18 protein-coding genes are annotated in these 17,344 nt (G+C 67.5%); 3 read left to right on the top strand and 15 right to left on the bottom strand.

All coding sequences use genetic code 11. The features are described from left to right. The first annotated feature begins 98 nt into the window (after positions 1–98). Together ACT6UX_RS26985 and ACT6UX_RS26980 are read left to right on the top strand one after the other, a co-directional pair. The gene (locus tag ACT6UX_RS26985) at positions 99–1,340 is read left to right on the top strand and encodes a Zn-dependent hydrolase (protein WP_444778249.1); all 1,242 of its coding nucleotides are present in this window, start codon (positions 99–101) and stop codon (positions 1,338–1,340) included. A 132-nt stretch (positions 1,341–1,472) separates the two neighbouring features. Next, positions 1,473–2,630 (top strand): benzoate/H(+) symporter BenE family transporter, encoded by a 1,158-nt coding sequence (locus tag ACT6UX_RS26980; RefSeq protein WP_444778248.1) that lies wholly within the window; start codon positions 1,473–1,475, stop codon positions 2,628–2,630. Here the strand turns inward: ACT6UX_RS26980 and ACT6UX_RS26975 are convergent. The 6 genes from ACT6UX_RS26975 to ACT6UX_RS26950 all read right to left on the bottom strand — a co-directional run bounded on the left by ACT6UX_RS26975 (position 2,620) and on the right by ACT6UX_RS26950 (position 8,955). Then, positions 2,620–2,850, bottom strand: coding sequence for a formate dehydrogenase subunit delta (locus tag ACT6UX_RS26975; protein WP_444778247.1), 231 nt, complete (start codon positions 2,848–2,850; stop codon positions 2,620–2,622). The two genes, ACT6UX_RS26980 and ACT6UX_RS26975, sit on opposite strands and share 11 nt — an antisense overlap. Positions 2,851–2,855: 5 nt before the next feature. Then, positions 2,856–5,699, bottom strand: a complete 2,844-nt coding sequence (gene fdhF / locus ACT6UX_RS26970) for a formate dehydrogenase subunit alpha (protein ID WP_444778246.1) — start codon at positions 5,697–5,699, stop codon at positions 2,856–2,858. Between the two features lie 11 nt (positions 5,700–5,710). Continuing rightward, complete coding sequence (locus tag ACT6UX_RS26965) at positions 5,711–7,267, bottom strand: formate dehydrogenase beta subunit (RefSeq protein ID WP_444778245.1); 1,557 nt, start codon at positions 7,265–7,267, stop codon at positions 5,711–5,713. Then, positions 7,264–7,731: a formate dehydrogenase subunit gamma gene (locus ACT6UX_RS26960; protein WP_444778244.1), complete on the bottom strand. Its 468-nt coding sequence runs from the start codon at positions 7,729–7,731 to the stop codon at positions 7,264–7,266. The genes ACT6UX_RS26965 and ACT6UX_RS26960 overlap by 4 nt, the downstream gene beginning before the upstream one ends. Positions 7,732–7,827: 96 nt before the next feature. Further along, positions 7,828–8,718 (bottom strand): LysR family transcriptional regulator, encoded by an 891-nt coding sequence (locus ACT6UX_RS26955; RefSeq protein ID WP_444778243.1) that lies wholly within the window; start codon positions 8,716–8,718, stop codon positions 7,828–7,830. Between the two features lie 27 nt (positions 8,719–8,745). Next, on the bottom strand, positions 8,746–8,955 hold the full coding sequence (locus ACT6UX_RS26950) for a hypothetical protein (protein ID WP_444778242.1): 210 nt from the start codon (positions 8,953–8,955) through the stop codon (positions 8,746–8,748). A 42-nt stretch (positions 8,956–8,997) separates the two neighbouring features. Between ACT6UX_RS26950 and ACT6UX_RS26945 the strand changes: the two genes are divergently transcribed. Further along, positions 8,998–9,213, top strand: a complete 216-nt coding sequence (locus ACT6UX_RS26945; RefSeq protein ID WP_444778241.1) for a winged helix-turn-helix transcriptional regulator — start codon at positions 8,998–9,000, stop codon at positions 9,211–9,213. Between the two features lie 12 nt (positions 9,214–9,225). Here ACT6UX_RS26945 and ACT6UX_RS26940 read toward each other — a convergent pair whose 3' ends face one another. From ACT6UX_RS26940 to ACT6UX_RS26900, 9 genes are all read right to left on the bottom strand, one after another. Further along, positions 9,226–9,666, bottom strand: coding sequence for a hypothetical protein (locus ACT6UX_RS26940; protein WP_444778240.1), 441 nt, complete (start codon positions 9,664–9,666; stop codon positions 9,226–9,228). Continuing rightward, a complete protein-coding gene (locus ACT6UX_RS26935; protein WP_444778239.1) occupies positions 9,663–10,904 on the bottom strand; it encodes a sulfite oxidase in 1,242 nt (413 codons plus the stop codon). The genes ACT6UX_RS26940 and ACT6UX_RS26935 overlap by 4 nt, the downstream gene beginning before the upstream one ends. A 30-nt stretch (positions 10,905–10,934) precedes the next feature. Then, positions 10,935–11,726 carry an ABC transporter permease gene (locus tag ACT6UX_RS26930; RefSeq protein WP_444778238.1) on the bottom strand — a complete coding sequence of 264 codons (792 nt, stop codon included), beginning with the start codon at positions 11,724–11,726 and terminating at the stop codon, positions 10,935–10,937. Positions 11,727–11,736: 10 nt separating this feature from the next. Continuing rightward, positions 11,737–12,576 (bottom strand): ABC transporter permease subunit, encoded by an 840-nt coding sequence (locus ACT6UX_RS26925; protein ID WP_444778237.1) that lies wholly within the window; start codon positions 12,574–12,576, stop codon positions 11,737–11,739. A gap of 194 nt (positions 12,577–12,770) precedes the next feature. Continuing rightward, positions 12,771–13,781, bottom strand: coding sequence for an ABC transporter ATP-binding protein (locus ACT6UX_RS26920; RefSeq protein ID WP_444778236.1), 1,011 nt, complete (start codon positions 13,779–13,781; stop codon positions 12,771–12,773). A 1-nt stretch (position 13,782) separates the two neighbouring features. Next, entirely contained in the window at positions 13,783–14,868 is a 1,086-nt protein-coding gene (locus ACT6UX_RS26915) for a polyamine ABC transporter substrate-binding protein (RefSeq protein ID WP_444778235.1), read from the bottom strand. A 16-nt stretch (positions 14,869–14,884) separates the two neighbouring features. Next, positions 14,885–15,586: an ABC transporter ATP-binding protein gene (locus tag ACT6UX_RS26910; RefSeq protein WP_444778234.1), complete on the bottom strand. Its 702-nt coding sequence runs from the start codon at positions 15,584–15,586 to the stop codon at positions 14,885–14,887. Next, on the bottom strand, positions 15,586–16,338 hold the full coding sequence (locus tag ACT6UX_RS26905) for an ABC transporter ATP-binding protein (protein ID WP_444778233.1): 753 nt from the start codon (positions 16,336–16,338) through the stop codon (positions 15,586–15,588). Before ACT6UX_RS26905 ends, ACT6UX_RS26910 begins: the two co-directional genes overlap by 1 nt. Further along, entirely contained in the window at positions 16,331–17,323 is a 993-nt protein-coding gene (locus tag ACT6UX_RS26900; RefSeq protein WP_444778282.1) for a branched-chain amino acid ABC transporter permease, read from the bottom strand. The genes ACT6UX_RS26905 and ACT6UX_RS26900 overlap by 8 nt, the downstream gene beginning before the upstream one ends. Between the last annotated feature and the right edge of the window lie 21 nt (positions 17,324–17,344).

Genomic DNA, 17,344 nt, shown 5'->3' with positions numbered 1-17,344 from the left:
CCACCCATGCAAGACGACGCACACCTGCTCAAGCACTTCGTTTCGCTGGCTGGCATTTGCTATGGTCCCGGCTTGTCCCTATCCGGAGTCCACAGCCAATGACCGCCAGCGACCGCCCCAATCTCCGCGTAGATCCCGACCGGCTTTGGTCGAGCCTGATGGAGCTCGGGCAGATCGGCGGCACGGAGAAAGGCGGCGTCTGCCGCATCGCGCTGACCGACCTCGACCGGCAGGGTCGCGATCTGTTTGTGCGCTGGGCGAAGGAGGCGGGCTGTACCATCAAGGTCGATCAGCTGGGCAACGTCTTCGCTCGCCGCGAGGGTCGCGATCCGGCGAAGCCGCCGGTCATGACCGGCTCCCATCTCGACACCCAGCCGACCGGTGGCAAGTTCGACGGTGCCTATGGCGTGATGGCAGGGCTGGAGGTGCTGCGCGTGCTGCACGATTCGAACTACGTCACCGAGGCGTCGATCGAGGTTGCCGTCTGGACCAACGAGGAAGGCTGCCGCTTCGCGCCGGCCATGGTCGCGTCGGGCGTATTCGGCGGCGCCTTCACCCTGGAGCATGCGCTGTCGATCAAGGATCGTGACGGCGTGACCTTCGGAGAGGCGCTGAAGCAGATCGGCTACGACGGCAAGGAGCCGGTCGGCGGGCGGCCGGTCGGCGCGTTCTTCGAAGCGCATATCGAGCAGGGCCCGATTCTGGAGCGCGAGAAGAAGACGATCGGCGTGGTCACAGGCGCGCAGGGCCAGCGCTGGTACGAAATCAACTGGACGGGCATGGAGAGCCATGCCGGCACGACGCCGATGGAAGGCCGCCGGGACGCGCTGGTCGGGGCGGCCGAGCTGATCGTCGCTGCCCGCACCATCGGCAACCGTCCCAACGGACGTTCGACCATCGGCGTGATCGAGAGCCAGCCGCAGGCGCGCAACACCATCCCCGGTCGCGTCTTCATGACGGTCGACTTCCGCCATCCCGATGACGGCGAACTGACCAAGATGGATGCCGAGATGCGCGCCGCCGTGGCCGACATCGCCAAGCGCCACCGGCTCGAGGTCAAGATCGAACAGATCTGGTACTTCCCGCCGTCGCCCTTCGCGAAGGAGCTGGTCGATGCGGTGCGTCGCGGTGCCGACCAGGCGGGCTATCCGCACATGGACATCGTGAGCGGTGCGGGCCATGACGCCTGCTATGTCAGCCGCGTCGCCCCGACGGCGATGGTGTTCGTGCCCTGCAAGGACGGCGTCAGCCACAACGAGATCGAGGACGCCAGCAAGAGCGATGTCGGCGCCGGCGCGCAGATCCTGCTGCAGGCGATGGTCGAGCGGGCGAATGCTTGACATATCGTACGGCGATCGTTCGACGGAGTTTGTCATCCCGAGCCGCAGGCGAGGGACCTTTGATCGTTATCGCGAAGGGTCCCTCGCTTCGCTCGGGACGACGCCGAGGTTGACCTCCGCACGCGTGCGCCGGTGAAAGCCGGCGGTCTCGTTTCCGTCGCGGCCGCTGCGCTGGTCGCGACGATCGCAGGCGTGGGCGGCACCTTGCCGGTCGTGCTGGCCGCCGCGCAGGCCGTCGGCGCGACGCCCGATCAGGCGAGTTCCTGGGTGTCGGGGCTCGGCCTCGCCACGGCGGCCAGCGCGCTGCTGCTCAGTGTGCGGTACCGCATGCCGATCATCACCGCCTGGTCGACGCCCGGGGCGGCGCTGATCGCCTCGACCTCCGGCGTGCCGAGCTTCGCGGCGGCGGTCGGCGCCTTCGTGCTGGCCGCGCTTCTGATTCTGCTGACGGCCGCGGTGAAGCCGCTCGGCCGGTTGATCGGCAAGATTCCGCCCAGCATCGCCGCCGCCATGCTGGCGGGCATCCTGCTGCGCCTCGTCATGGCCATGGTCGAGCATGTGCCGTCCGCGCCACTGCTGGTGCTTCCGCTGATCGCCCTGTTCCTGGTGGCGCGCATCCGCTTCCCCGCCCTTTCCTCGCTGATCGTGCTGGTCGCCGGCGCGCTGCTCGCCTGGTCGCTCGGCCTCGTGAAGCCATTGCCGTCGCTCGGCCTCTCGACGCTGGTCGTCACGGCGCCCGCGTGGGACGTGGCCACGCTCGTCGGTCTCGGCGTGCCGCTCTATCTGGTCACGATGGCGTCTCAGAACCTGCCGGGCTTCGCGGTGCTGCGCGGCTCGGGCTATCAGCCGCCGACGGAGCCCATCCTTGCCGTCACGGGAGCCGCATCGCTCGGCACGGCGTTCCTCGGCGCCCATACGTCGAACCTCGCCGCGATCTCGGCCGCTCTATGCACCGGCCCTGACGCCCATCCCGATCCGGCGCAGCGCTGGAAGGCGGGACCGTTCTACGCGCTGTTCTGGATCCTGATCGCCCTGTTCGGCGCCTCGCTGGTCGGTCTGTTCGGCGCACTGCCGCCGGCCCTGCTTGCGACGGTCGCGGGCACCGCGCTGCTGGGCTCGACGGCGGGCGCCCTCGGCATCGCGCTGGTCGGCGAGCAGGACCGTCTTGCGGCGACGGGCACCTTGGCCGTCACCGTTTCGGGCGTCACCTTGATGGGCGTCGGTTCGGCTTTCTGGGGGCTGTGCTTCGGCCTGCTGATCCTGAGCCTGGAGCGTCTGTTCAGGCGGTAGGGCCGGACGCCTCGGCCTTGAGACGCGCGACGGCCTCGCGCACCGGCGCCTCGAGCCCAGCGCCGCCCGCCTCCAGATGCGCCACGATGGCTGCCCGCATGCGCGGCTCCCAGAACTTGCGCAGATGATCGGCGATGGCGATGGACGGGTCGGCGCCGCGCTGCGAGGCGAAGAACTGGCCGATCTGGTTGGCCATGCGCACCAGCTTGGCGGCTTCCATCGTTTCTATTCCGCCGCTGGTGCGGCCGCGATGCGCCGGTGGGCGAGAGCCTGGGCATCGTAGGTGCGCTGCCAGTCGCTCGGGCCGTTCGACGGCGCCACCTGGACAGCGGTCACCTTGTACTCGGGGCAGTTGGTCGCCCAGTCGGAATTGTCGGTGGTGACGACGTTGGCCTGCGTGCCGGGATGATGGAAGGTCGTGTAGACGACGCCCGGCGCCACGCGATCGGTGACGCGGGCGCGCAATGTCGTGCCGCCGGCGCGGCTGTCGAGCCTCACCCAGTCGCCGTCGCGCACGCCCCGGTCCTCGGCGTCGTGCGGGTGGATCTCGAGCACGTCCTCGTCGTGCCACACGATGTTGGCCGTGCGCCGCGTCTGGGCGCCGACATTGTACTGCGACAGGATGCGGCCGGTCGTCAGCAGCAGCGGAAAGCGCGGCCCGACTTTCTCGTCGGTTGGCACGTACTCGGTGACGATGAAGCACCCCTTGCCGCGCACGAAACCGTCGGCATGCATCACCGGCGTGCCGGTGGGGGCGCGCTCGTTGCAGGGCCACTGGACCGAGCCCTCGCGGTCGAGCAACGCGTAGGAGACGCCGGCAAAGGTAGGCGTGGTGCGCGCGATCTCGTCCATCACCTGCGAGGGGTGGTCGTAGTGCATGTCGAAGCGCATCGCGCGGGCGATCGCCAGGGTGATTTCCCAATCGGCGAGGCCGTTCTTCGGTGTCATGACCCTGCGCACGCGGTTGATGCGTCGTTCGGCATTGGTGAAGGTGCCGTCCTTCTCAAGGAAGGTCGAGCCGGGCAGGAAGACATGGGCATAGGCCGCCGTCTCGTTCAGGAACAGGTCCTGCACGACGACGCATTCCATGGCGGCCAGCGCCTCGGCCACGTGGTGCGTGTCGGGATCGGACTGCAGGATGTCCTCGCCCTGGACGTAGAGGCCCTTGAAGCTGCCGTCGAGCGCCGCATCCAGCATGTTGCCGATGCGCAGGCCCGGCTCGGCATCGAGCGGCCGACCCCACAGCGCCTCGAAGGTGCCGCGCACGCCGTCGTCGGAAACATGGCGGTAGCCCGAGAATTCGTGCGGGAAGGAGCCCATGTCGCAAGAGCCCTGGACGTTGTTCTGGCCGCGCAGGGGATTCACGCCGACGCCGGGCCGGCCGATGTTGCCGGTGGCCATCGCCAGGTTGGCGATGGCCATCACCACGGTCGAACCCTGGCTGTGCTCGGTGACGCCCAGCCCGTAGTAGATCGCACCGTTGCCGCGGGTGGCAAAGAGGCGGGCGGCGGCCCGGATCGTCTCGGGCGGAACCCCGGCGAGCGGTCCGACCGTCTCCGGACTGTTGCACGGTTCGGCAACGAAGGCTGCCCAGTCCTCGAAGGTCGAGAGATCGCAGCGCTCCCGGACGAAGGCCTCGTCGACCAGGCATTCGGTGACGATGGTGTGGGCGAGGGCGTTGAGGATCGCGGCGTTGGTGCCGGGCCGCAGCGCCAGATGGAAGGCGGCCTCGATGTGCGGCGTGCGCACCAGATCGATGCGGCGCGGGTCGATCACGATCAGCTTCGCGCCCTGGCGCAGGCGCTTCTTGAGGCGAGAGGCAAAGACCGGATGGGCGTCGGTGGGGTTGGCGCCGATCACCAGCACGATGTCGGCCTGTTCGACCGAATCGAAATCCTGGGTGCCGGCCGATGTGCCGAAGGTCGCCTTCAGCCCGTAACCGGTCGGCGAGTGGCAGACACGCGCGCAGGTGTCGACGTTGTTGTTGCCGAAGCCGCCGCGCACCAGCTTCTGGACAAGGTAGGTCTCCTCGTTGGTACAGCGCGACGAGGTGATGCCGCCGATGGCGCGCTTGCCGTGCGCCTGCTGCAGCCGCCTGAACTCGGAGGCGACGCGACCGATGGCCTCGTCCCAGCTCACCTCCCGCCAGGGCTGGTCGATGGTCTCGCGGATCATCGGCTTCAGGATGCGCTCGCGATGATGGGCGTAGCCCCAGGCGAACCGGCCTTTCACGCAGGAATGGCCGTGATTGGCCTTTCCGTCCTTCGCCGGAACCATGCGCACCAGCTCCTCGCCGCGCATCTCCGCCTTGAAGTTGCAGCCGACGCCGCAATAGGCGCAGGTCGTCGTCACCGCGTGCTCCGGCTGACCAATCTCGATCACCGACTTCTCGATCAGCGTGGCCGTCGGGCAGGCCTGCACGCAGGCGCCGCAGGAGACGCACTCCGACGCGATGAAACTCTCGGCCATACCCGCCGAGACTTTGGACTCGAAGCCGCGCCCCTGGATGGTCAGGGCGAAGGTCCCCTGCACCTCCTCGCAGGCGCGCACGCAGCGCGAGCAGACGATGCACTTGGAGGGATCGAAGGCGAAGTAGGGATTGGACTCGTCCTTGGCCTGGCCAAGATGGTTCGCGCCCTGGTAGCCGTAGCGGACCTCACGCAGGCCGACGGCGCCCGCCATGTCCTGGAGCTCGCAGTCGCCGTTGGCGGCGCAGGTCAGGCAGTCGAGCGGATGGTCGGAGATGTAGAGTTCCATCACGCCCTTGCGGACCTGTTTCAGCCGCTCCGTCTGGGTCGAGACCACCATGCCGGCCGCGACCGGCGTGGTGCAGGAGGCGGGCGTGCCGGCGCGGCCTTCGATCTCGACCAGGCACAGCCGGCAGGAGCCGAACGCCTCGAGCGAATCGGTGGCGCATAGCTTGGGCACCTGGATGCCGGCCTCGACGGCGGCCCGCATGATCGAGGTGCCGGCCGACACGGTCACCTCGTGGCCATCGATGATGAGCTTGACCGTCGCGGCTGAGGCGCTGGCGGGCGTGCCATGGTCGATCTCGTGAACGAACGACATGAGGCTATCCTCTAGTCCGCCGCCGCGGCGAGGCGCGGGTGGCTGAAATCCTCCGGGAAATGCCGCAAGGCGCTCATCACCGGATAAGAAGTGAAACCGCCGAGGGCGCAGAGCGAGCCGAACTTGAGCGTCTGGCAGAGGTCCTCGATCAGCGCGAGGTTGGTGTCGACGTTCTCGCCCCGCAGGATGCGGTCCATGGTTTCGGTGCCGCGCACCGAGCCGATGCGGCAGGGCGTGCACTTGCCGCAAGATTCGTGGGCGCAGAAGTCGAGCGCAAACCGGGCTTGCCGGGCCATATCGACGCGATCGTCGAACACCACGATGCCGCCGTGGCCGAGCAGGCCGTCGCGGGCCGCGAAGGCCTCGTAGTCGAACTTCGTGTCGAACAGCGCGCGGGGGAAATAGGCGCCGAGGGGGCCGCCGACCTGGACGGCGCGCACCGGGCGGCCATTGGCCGTCCCGCCGCCGATATCATCGACGATCTGGCCCAGGGTGAGACCGAAGGCCGTCTCGAAAAGGCCGCCATGCCGGACGTTGCCGGCGAGTTGGATCGGCATGGTACCGCGCGAACGGCCGCTGCCGAGCGTGGCGTAGCGGTCGGCTCCCTCGGCCAGGATGGCCGGCACGCAGGCCAGGGTGAGGAGATTGTTGATCACCGTCGGGCGGCCGAACAGGCCCTTGTGGGCGGGGAGGGGCGGCTTGGCGCGGACCTGGCCGCGCCGTCCCTCGAGACTTTCCAGAAGCGACATCTCCTCCCCGCAGACATAAGCGCCGGCACCGACCCTGATCTCGATGTCGAAGGCGGAGCCGCTGCCGGCGGCGTCCGCGCCGAGACAGCCGCTCGCGCGGGCGATGTTCACCGCTTCGTTCATGACACGGATGGCGTCGGGGTATTCGGATCGAATGTAGACAAAGCCCTTGGCGGCGCCGACGGCGAAGCCCGCGATCGTCATACCTTCGATCACACTGAACGGATCGCCTTCCATGAGCATGCGGTCCGCGTAGGTGCCCGAGTCACCTTCATCCGCGTTGCAGACGATGTACCGGCGGTCGGCGTCAGTGTCGGCGACCGTCCGCCACTTGATGCCCGTCGGAAAGCCCGCACCGCCGCGACCGCGCAGGCCCGACCGGACCACTTCCTCGATCGTGGCGGCAGGCCCGAGGAAGAGGGCGCGAGCGAGGCCCCGATAGCCGCCATGGGCGCGATAGTCGTCCAGCGACAGCGGATCGATGACACCGCAGCGCGCAAAGGTGATCCGGGTCTGGCGTTTCAGGAAGGGGATGTCGTCGGGCCGGCCGAGGCAGAGCGGGTGGGCGTTCGCTGCCTGCGGGCCAAGGGCGAGCAGGCCCGGCACGTCGGCCGGAGCCATGGGCCCGAAGGCGAGACGACCTCCGCCGGTTTCCAGCTCCACCATCGGCTCGAGCCAGAACAGGCCGCGCGAGCCCGTGCGCACCAGTTCGAGGACGATACCCAGCCGATGGGCCTCCGTGACGAGGGCGTCTGCGACACGATCGGCACCGACCGCACGAGCCGCAGCGTCGCGCGGCACGAAGATTCTGAGCGTCATGCGCCGACCTCGTGCGCCAACTCATCTGGCGAGGCATCGTTCAGGCGGCCGATCGGCGCCTCGTCGAGCAGGGCAGCGGGCGCGCAGGCGCAAAGGCCGAGACAGTAGACGGCCTCGATGGTCAGCCGGCCGTCGGGTGTCGTGCCACCCCAGTCGAGGTCGAAGCGATCGAGGATCTGGCGGGCAATACGGTCGCCTTCCATTGCCTGGCACGCCTCCGCCCGGCAGAGCTTCAGGACATGGCGGCCCGGCGGCGCGTCGCGAAAATCGCGATAGAAGCTGACGACGCCATGCACCTCGGCACGGGTGAGGTTGAGCGCGTGGGCGACGAAAGGCACCGCGGGCAGCGGAATGCAGCGGAAGGTTGCCTGCAGATCGTGCAGGATCGGCAGCAGTGCACCTTCCTGGCCGACATGGCGCCGGACGATTTCTGCGGCTTGCGGCTCATTCCAGGCCACTGGCATCGTTTCGCTCCCGTTTCGGCGCATGATCTGCCGTCGGGTGCGTCGCTTCAAGAAAGCAGACCCGTAAGGCGATAGAGACCCTCTATCGTGTGAAGCTCAGGCCAGCGACTTCGCCACCTGCTCGGCTTCGGCGACAAGGGAAGCGGCCAGCGGCGTCATGGGCTCGCGTGGCGGCACGACGAGGCCGATCCCGTGCACCGCCTCGGGCTCGACGATCGGGATCGACCGGAGATGCTCCGTCAGTCCCAGCGTGTCGGCCAGTTTCTCGGGCATCACGCTCGCCCACCGGCCGGTCCGCACATGCGAGAACAGCACGATCATCGAATTGGATTCGAGTGTCGGGTCGGATCGTTCACCGACGGCGCCCAGCAACTGGTCGATAATGCGGCGGTTCTGCATGTCGGGGGTGAGGAGACAGAGAGGAATGCGGCCGACCTCCGCCCACGTCACGCGCTCGCGATTGCCCAGCGGGCTGTTCTCGGAGGTCAGCAGCCGATATTGCTCGAGATAGAGCGGCACAGCGCGCAGGCGTCCCAGCGGTTCGTTGTCGATGTAGGTCAGGCCCGCATCGACTTCGAGATTCTCCAGCATCGACAGGATCTGGGTCGAGGTGCGGGACAGGATGGTGAACTGCACGTTGGGATGCTTGGCGCGGAAGGGCGTGGTCAACGCCGACACCATGGCCAGGGCCGTCGGGATGGCGGCGATCCGTAGCCGACCGGTGAGGCCCTTCCGCAGGGCCTGGACCTCCTGCCGCATGGCGCGTGTGTCGGCGACGATGCTGCGGGCCCATTCGAGCACGCGGTCGCCTTCGGCGGTGAAGCCGAGGAAGCGCGAGGAGCGCTGCACCAGCATGACGCCCAGCATTTCCTCCAGATGCTTGATGCCGGCCGAAAAGGTCGGCTGGGTGACGCCGCAGACTTCCGCGGCCTTGCCGAAGTTTCGCTCCCGCGCGAGCGCCAGAAGAAACTCCAGCTTGTCGATCATGAGGGGCGGGCGGGCATCATGGCTCGATCAGCCTAACAGAGGTGGTGCCGGAAAGCGCGCGCCGTAGGTTTCGAGCGGCAGGTCGAGGGCGCGACAGAGAAAGCTGATCGTGTGGTAGTAGCCCGCGAGCGCGATCATCTTGAGGATCTGTGCCTCGTCGAAATGGGCGGCGAGGTTACTCCACGCCATCTCGCCGATCGTGCGGTGGTCGACGAGATCGTCGACGGCGGCTAGCAACGCCTGTTCATCGGCCGACCAGCACGGCGCATCGGCCGGCCCTTGCGCGAGCAGCCCCGGCGTTTCCGCGAGCTGCAGGACCTGACCGGCGCCAGCCCCACCATCGTGAACACGCGGTTGGCCGAACTGCGCGAGGCGAAGCTGGTCGAACTCGACGAGGCAGCGGGCTATCGGCTCACGGCGCTGGGCAACGAGCTGCTGCGGCTGTTCCTGCCGCTGCACGTCTGGTCGGAGAAGTGGGCGAAGGCGACGGCATAGCCGCCGCCCGCCTCACTTCAGGAACGGATTGTCACTGCCGCGGCCCTTGCGGCGCGGCGGGAAACTCTCGGCCAGATAGTCGAGAATTTCCGAGCGCTCCTCGGCCTTGATCGGCGGCATACGATGCTTTTCCAGCATCAGGTCGATGGTCGAATCCCAGAGGTCGCGCGTCAGGCCCTGGGCCTTGATCAGCGCGACGCCATGGCAGGCCGTGCAGGTATAGAAGGTGAGCTCGCGGTTCTTGCCCTCGGGCAGGTCCTCGACCGTGTCGTTGTGCGGCGGCGGCTTGCCCTTGTCGGGATCGATAACGGGCGGTGCCGCCGCCACCTTGGGCGCCGGCGGCACGTAGACATACTTGTCCCTGTGCAGCTCGCCGGCGCGATCGAAGGCGAGCAACAGGAACGTCGCCGTCAAGCCGATGACGGCGGCGTGTATCACGTTGAGGCGGGTCAAGATTCGACGAGCACGCGGATGCGGTTGACCGGATTGGCCCCGTAGCCTTGCGGGTTCCAGTTGGCGGCCTGGAAGGGCTGGGTCACGCCTTTGCTGTCGGTCGCCTTGACCCAGACTTCATAGTAGCCCGTGGTCGGCAGTTCGATCGAGGCGCTGAAGTTCTGCCAGGCATACTTGTTGGCGGGCGCTTCGACCTTCGCGGGCTTCCAGGTGACGCCGTAGTCGGTCGAGATGTCGACGGTCTTGATGTCGAAGTCGCCGGCCCAGGCATGGCCGCGCAGGTCGAGCTTACGCGACGTGAGGCGGGCGCCGTCGGCCGGGAAGGTGATGATCGAGCGGACCGGCATCGATTCCAGGATCGCCATGTCCTTCGCATCGCCCTTGCTGCCAGGCACAATCGGCGTCTTCGGTACGCGGTAGGAGAAGCCGCCCATGCCGGGACCGTCATGCTCCTTGTCGCGGATCCAGATGCGGTTCAGCCACTTGGTCGACGCCGAGGCGGGCCAGCCGGGGATGACGAGCCGGACAGGCGCGCCGTGGATCAGCGGCAGGTCCTGGCCGTTCAGCTTGAAGGCGATCAGCGAGTGCTCCTCCATCGCCTTGGCGATCGGCACGCCGCGCGAGATGGTGGGCTTGTTGGTTTCGCCGGCCAGGGTCGGGTCGGCACCATAGGCGCCGGTAAAGACGGCGGAGGGCTTCAGGCCGGCCGCCTTCAGCACGTCAGCCAGGCGCACGCCGGTCCACATCGGGCAACCCGCGCCGCCGTTGGTCCACTGGTTGCCGCGCGCCTCCGGCGTAAAGAAGGACCGGCCGTTGCCGCCGCATTCCAGCATGAGCTGATAGGTGACGGCGGGGAATTTGGTCATCAGGTCGCCGACCGTGATCTCCAGCGGCGTGTTGACCTCGCCGTCGATCTTGACCTTCCACGCCTTGGGATCGCCCGTGACGTCGGGAACCTGACCGTTGTTGCGGATGAAGAGCTTGTTGGTCGGCGTGACATTGTCGTCGAGCAGCTCGGCCTGCGTCTCGGCCACGAGCGGCTTGTCGCCGAGGACCGCGAGCTTGACCTTGCCGTCCATCTCAAGAAGCTTGGGCCCCTTGGCAGCCGCCGGCGCGCCCTGCGCAAGAGCTAACCCGACCGGCGGCAGAGTGGCACCCACCGACGCACCGACAGTGGCCATCCCGACCCCCTTCAGCACGTTACGACGCGACGCCTTGGACGTTCCGGAACGCAGCATTTTTTTCCTCCCTGAGGAGGTTTTCTTAGCTCAAACTCTGCGCCGCGTCAGCCAGCCGGACAGGATCAGTGCACAGGCCGCGATGGTCACCACGATGGTGGCGAGCACGTTGATCTGCGGGTCGACGCCCAGCCGGACACTGGAATAGACGCGCATCGGGAGCGTTTGCGACTGCGCCCCGGCAACGAACTGCGTCAGGATCAGATCGTCCAACGATAATGTGAAGGCGAGCAGCCAGCCCGAGCCGACGGCCGGCGCGATCAGCGGCAGGGTGATGGTGCGGAAGGTCACCCAGGGCGTGGCACCGAGATCCATCGCCGCCTCTTCCAGGGCGCGGTCGAAGTCGGTGAGGCGGGCCTGCACGACGATGGCCACGAAGGCGACCGAGAAGGTCGTGTGGGCGATGGCGATGGTGAGGAAGCCTCTGTCCGGGCCGCCGAAGAGCCTTTCCGACCCGACGAACAGCAGCAGCATCGAGATGCCCATGACGACTTCCGGCATCACCATGGGCGCGACCACGAGGCTCCCGAACAGCGTACGCCCCGGGAAACGTGGCGCGCGGGTCAGCGCATAGCCGGCGGCCAGCCCGAGCAGCGCGGCGCCCGTGGCGCTCACCAGGGCGATGCGCAGCGACAGCCACGCCGCCTCCAGCATCGCCTCGTTGGCGAACAAGGCGTGCCACCATTTCAGGGAGAAACCCGACCAGACCGTGACGAGGCGCGATTCGTTGAACGAATAGACGATCACCAGCGCGATCGGCAGGTAGAGGAAGGCATAGCCGAAGGCCAGCATGCCGAAGGCGAAACGGGCGCGACCCGTCATGCGGGCGCCCTCACGTGCGCCGCTCCAGGCTGCGCGCCTGGTTGCGCTGGAAGAGCGCGATCGGTCCGACTAGCAGCACCAGCAGGCAGACCGCGACCGCCGAGGCGAGCGGCCAGTCCCCGTTGGTGAAGAATTCGTCCCACAGGACCTTGCCGATCATCAGCGTCTCGGTGCCGCCCAGCAGATCGGGAATCACGAACTCGCCGACGGCCGGGATGAAGACCAGCAGGCAACCCGCGACGATGCCGGGCAGCGACAGGGGGAGCGTGATGGTGAGGAAGGCGGCGAAGGGTCTGGCGCCGAGATCGGCCGCCGCTTCGAGCAGGCCGTGGTCGAGTTTCTCCAGGGTGGCATAAAGCGGCAGGACCATGAAGGGCAGGTAGGCATAGACGATACCGAGATGGACCGCCCATTCGGTGCCGAGGATGGTGCCGGGGTTGGACGCGAGGCCGCTCCAGCGCAGGAACTGCTCGATCAGGCCGTTGTCGGCCAGCAGGCCCATCCAGGCATAGATGCGGATCAGGAACGAGGTCCAGAAGGGCAGCACGACCAGCATCAGCAGCAGCGGGCGCCGGTTGGGCGCGGTGCGTGCGATGGCATAGGCCATGGGATAACCCAGCAGCAGCGCGACCAGGGTCGAGGTCGCGGCGATGCGCAGGGAGGAGAGCCAGGCCGCCAGATAGAGATCGTCGGAGAAGAGCAGCGCGAAACTCTTGAAGCTGAGCCCCAGCTCGACCGGCGGCACCGAGTCGGGCGCATAGGTCCCCAGCGAGATGGCCAGCACCAGCAGGCAGGGCAGCAGGAAGAAGATCCCGAGCCACAGGAACGGCAGGCCGATGACGAACCGCATCGCCTAGAGTCCTTCCATCTCTACATTGACCCACTTACCTCATCCTGAGGAGCGCCGCGAAGCGGTGCGTCTCGAAGGATGGGCAACAGGCAAGGTGCGCGTTCCGACCCTTCGAGACGCATCGCTGCGCGATGCTCCTCAGGGTGAGGTCGGTGTGGGAATGCTCGGCTCAATTCAATCTCGCCCATAAACGCTTAGGCCTCCAGCCTCTGGCCGGCCTCGTCGGCCCACCCGAGCCAGACCGACTGGCTGCGCGCAAAGGCTTGGCCCGCGCTGCGGCTCGTGTTGGTCGCCGAAACGGTCATCATGCCGTGGGCTTCGGTTTCGACGTGATAGAGCGAGCGGTCGCCCTCATAGGCGACGTCGACGATGCGGCCGGCTACGGTCCGCGGCAGGGCGGGCCGGTCGGCCGAGAGCGTGATCTTCTCCGGGCGCAGCGCCATCCAGCCGCCGCCGTCGAGGGCGATGATGTTGGCGATACCGATGAAGTCGGCCACGAAGCGCGAGGCCGGGTGCTCGTAGACCTCGTGCGGCGTGCCGATCTGGACGATGCGGCCAGCATTCATCACGGCGAGCCGCGTCGCCATGGACATCGCCTCTTCCTGGTCGTGCGTGACCATGACGAAGGTGAGGCCGAGCTGCTCCTGCAGTCGCACCATCTCGAAGCGTGTGCCCTCGCGCAGCTTGCGGTCGAGCGCGGCCAGCGGCTCGTCGAGCAGCAGGAGCTTGGGCCGCTTCACCAGCGCGCGTGCGAGCGCCACCCGCTGGCGCTGGCCGCCGGAGAGCTGCGACGGCTTGCGCCTCGCATGATCCTGCAGATGCACGAGCTTCAGGATCTCCGCGACCCTCGCGGCGATCTCGGGCGCCTTCACCCCGTCGCGGCGCAGCCCGTAGCCCACGTTGGCCGCCACATCCATGTGCGGGAACAGGGCATAGGACTGGAACATCATGTTCACCGGCCGCCGGTAGGGCGGCACGTCGGTCATGTCCTGGCCGTCGATGAACAGCCGGCCCTCGTCCGGCGCTTCGAAGCCGGCCAGCATGCGCAGCAGAGTGGTTTTGCCGCAGCCCGAGCCGCCCAGCAGCGCGAACAGCTCGCCGCGCGCGATCTCGAGATCGACGCGATCGACGGCGACGATCGGCCCGAAGCGCCGGGTCAGTCCCTCGATGCGGACGATCGGGCCATCGCGAGAAGCAATGCTCAATTCAACGGCCCGTCTTGACCGAGGTCCACAGGCGCGTGCGCTCGCGCACCTGTTCGGCAGTGCCGGCGGTGATGGTGTAGAACTTGGCGCGCACGGCGGCCGGCGGATAGATCAGCGGGTTCTCCGAAATGTCCTTCGGCAGCAGCGTGAAGGCCGCCTTGTTGCCGTTGGCGTAGCCGGTGAGCTCGGTCGAGGCCGCGGCGACCTTGGCCTCCATCATGAAGTCCAGGAAGCGATAGGCATTGGCCTGGTTGGGCGCGTCCTTGGGGATCGCGACGACGTCGATCCAGAGCTGCGAGCCTTCCTTGGGGATCGAATACTCGATGTCGACCTTGCTGGCGGCCTTGGCACCGCGGTCGCGCGCCTGGAAGATGTCGCCGGAAAAGCCGAAGGCGAGGCAGATGTTCCCGCCGGCCAGCGCGTTGATGTACTCTGACGAATGGAACTTGCGGACATAGGGCCGCACCGCTTTCACGACGTCGGCGGCCTTGGCGAGGTCCTCCGGCTTCTTCGAATCGGGATCGAGGCCGAGATATTTGAGCGCGGCCGGCAGCACGTCGGTGGCGCTGTCGAGCAGCATGACGCCGCAATCCTGGAACTTCGAGACGACCGCCGGATCGAAGATCATGCGCAGCGAATCGACCGGCGCGTCGGCCATGCGCTTCCTGATCTCGGCGACGTTGTAGCCGATGCCGGTCGTGCCCCACATCCACGGCACGCCATGGGCGTTGTTCGGATCGTACTTGGCCAGCGCCGCCATGATCTCGGGGTCGAGGTTCTTCCAGTTCTTCAGCTTCGACTTGTCGAGAGGCAGGAAGATGTTGGCCTGGAGCTGGCGCACGAAGAAGGGCGAGGCCGTCGGCACGACGATGTCGTAGCCCGAGCGGCCGGTGCGCAGCTTGGCGTCGAGGATCTCGTTGCTGTCGTAGGTCGTGTAGTTGACCTTGATGCCGGTATCCTTGGCGAACTCCTTGACCTGGCCTTCGGCGATGTAATCCGACCAGTTGTAGACGTTGACCGAGCCCTGCGCAGCGACGGGACCGGCAGCGGCGAGGAAGAGCAACGAGGCAACGGCAAGCAGACGCATCAGCAACTCCGCAGGATCAGACGCCAAGATACCTGTGCTGCAGGTCCTTGTCCCCGGCGAGGGCCTGGGACGAGCCGACCCATACGACGCGGCCCTTCTCGACGATGTGGTGGCGGTCGGCAAGCGGGATCAGGGCCGACACGTTCTTGTCGATGACCAGAATCGCCTGGCCCTCGTTCTTGAGACGGCCGAGGCAGGACCAGATTTCCTGCCGGATCAGCGGTGCCAGTCCCTCGGTCGCCTCGTCGAGGATCAGGAGCTTGGGGTTGGTCATGAGCGCGCGGCCGATCGCCAGCATCTGCTGCTCGCCGCCCGAAAGTTGGTTGCCCATGTTGCGCTGGCGCTCGGCCAGCCGCGGGAAAAACTCGAAGACGCGCGCGATGGTCCACGGGTTCGGCCGCGCCATGCGGTTGGCGCTGGCGGCCAGAAGGTTCTCGCGCACCGAGAGGTTGGGGAAGATCTGGCGTCCCTCGGGCACCAGCCCGAGGCCGAGCCGGGCGATGCGGAAGGCGGGCAGGCCCTCGACCCTGTTGCCCTCGAACTCGACGGCGCCGCGGCGCGCCGGCAGCAGACCCATGATGGTGTGTACGGTGGTGGTCTTGCCCATGCCGTTGCGCCCCATCAGGGTCGCGACCTCGCCGGCGTCGACGCGCAGTTCCATGCCGAACAACGCCTGGCTGGGACCGTAGAAGGCGTCGAGCTCGCGGACCCGGAGCATCAGGCCGCCTCCTCGCCCAGATAGGCCTGGCGTACGTCCGCGTTCGCCCGGATCTGGTCAGGCGTGCCGCTGGCGATGGCGCGGCCATAGACCAGCACGGTGATGCGGTCGGCGAGCTGGAACACGGCGTCCATGTCGTGCTCGATCAGCAGCATGGCGTGCTTCTGCTTCAGCGCCCGCAGGAAGCCGATCAGCCGCTGGCTCTCCTCGACGCCCATGCCGGCCATCGGTTCGTCGAGCAGCAGCAGGCGGGGCTCGCCGGCCAGCGCCATGGCGATCTCGAGCTGTCGCTGCTCGCCATGGCTGAGCGAGGCGGCCAAGGTGGCGGCACGCTCGACCAACCCGACTTCTTCGAGCAGGCGGCGGGCGGGGCCGCGCAGGCTTTCATCGCGCCGCGCATCGGCCAGGAAGCGGAAGGAATGGCCGGCATGACCCTGCACCGCGAGGGCCACGTTCTCCAGCGCCGTGAACTCGCGCAGCACCGAGGTGATCTGGAAGGAGCGGCCGAGGCCCAGCCGCACGCGCGCGTGGGTGGGCAGGCGGGTGACGTCGCGGCCGGCGAAATGGATGGCGCCGGAATCCGGGGCGACCACGCCGGTGAGCTGGTGGATCAGGGTGGTCTTGCCGGCGCCGTTCGGGCCGATCAGCGCGTGGATCTCGCCCGGCCGGACGTCGATCGAGACATTGTCGGTCGCCAGCAGGCCGCCATAGCGCTTCACCAGCCCGTCGGTGCGCAGCAGGGGCTCAGTCATGGCCCGCTCGCTCATTGTCGCGTCCCAACAGGGAGTCGATGCCGCCACGCGCATAGAGGGCGATCAGGACCAGCAGCGGCCCGAACACGATCATCCAGTATTCGCCCCAGCCCTTGTGAATGAGGTTGAGGATCGGCGGCAGCGCCTCCTCCAGCACGAAGAAAGCGATGGTGCCGTAGAGCGGGCCGAACAGCGTGCCCATGCCGCCCAGCACGACGATGACGATGAGGTCGCCCGATTTCATCCACGACATCATGGCCGGCGAGACGTAGGCGCCTTCGTTGGCGAGCAGGATGCCGGAAAGGCCGCCCAGCGTGCCGGCGATGGTGAAGGCGGCCAGCCGGTACCGGAACACCGGAAACCCGAGGGCGGTCATGCGCAACTCGTTCGACTTCGCACCACGGAGCACGAGTCCGAAATGGGAGTTGGCGTAGCGGCTGCAGAACCACAGGCTGGCGCAGAGCAGGGCGAAGCACAGCCAGTAGAAGCTGGCCTTGTCGCGCAGGTCGATCAGGCCGGGGAAGCGGCTGCGGCCGATGTTGAGCCCGTCGTCGCCGCCATAGGCTTCGAGTCCGCTGCCCACGTAGTAGACGAGCTGCGCGAAAGCCAGGGTGATCATGATGAAGTAGAGGCCGCGGGTCCTGAGCGACAGCGCGCCGATCACGGCGGCCCAGGCGGTGGCCGCGAGCAGGGCGACGGGCCACTGGATCCAGCCGCTGGAGACGCCTTCCGCCGACAGGATTCCGACCGCATAGCCGCCGATCCCGAAGAACATCGCGTGGCCGAAGCTCACCAGTCCGCCATAGCCCAGGATCATGTTGAGGCTGACCGCGGCGATCGACCAGATGACGATGCGGGTGCCGATCGACAGGAGATAGCGCTGGTCGAACGCCTGGGTGAGAAGCGGCAGGACCGCCAGCACCAGCAGGATCAGGGCCGTCGCGAGCCCGCGCGGCGTGTGGAGGGTGGAGAACAGGTCTCTCATTGGAGCGCGCCACTCCAGTGG

It is taken from the genome of Reyranella sp., assembly GCF_052439685.1.
Lineage (GTDB): Bacteria > Pseudomonadota > Alphaproteobacteria > Reyranellales > Reyranellaceae > Reyranella.
Note: the sequence above shows the minus strand (reverse complement) of the source record. Positions and strands in the feature narration are given on the sequence as shown.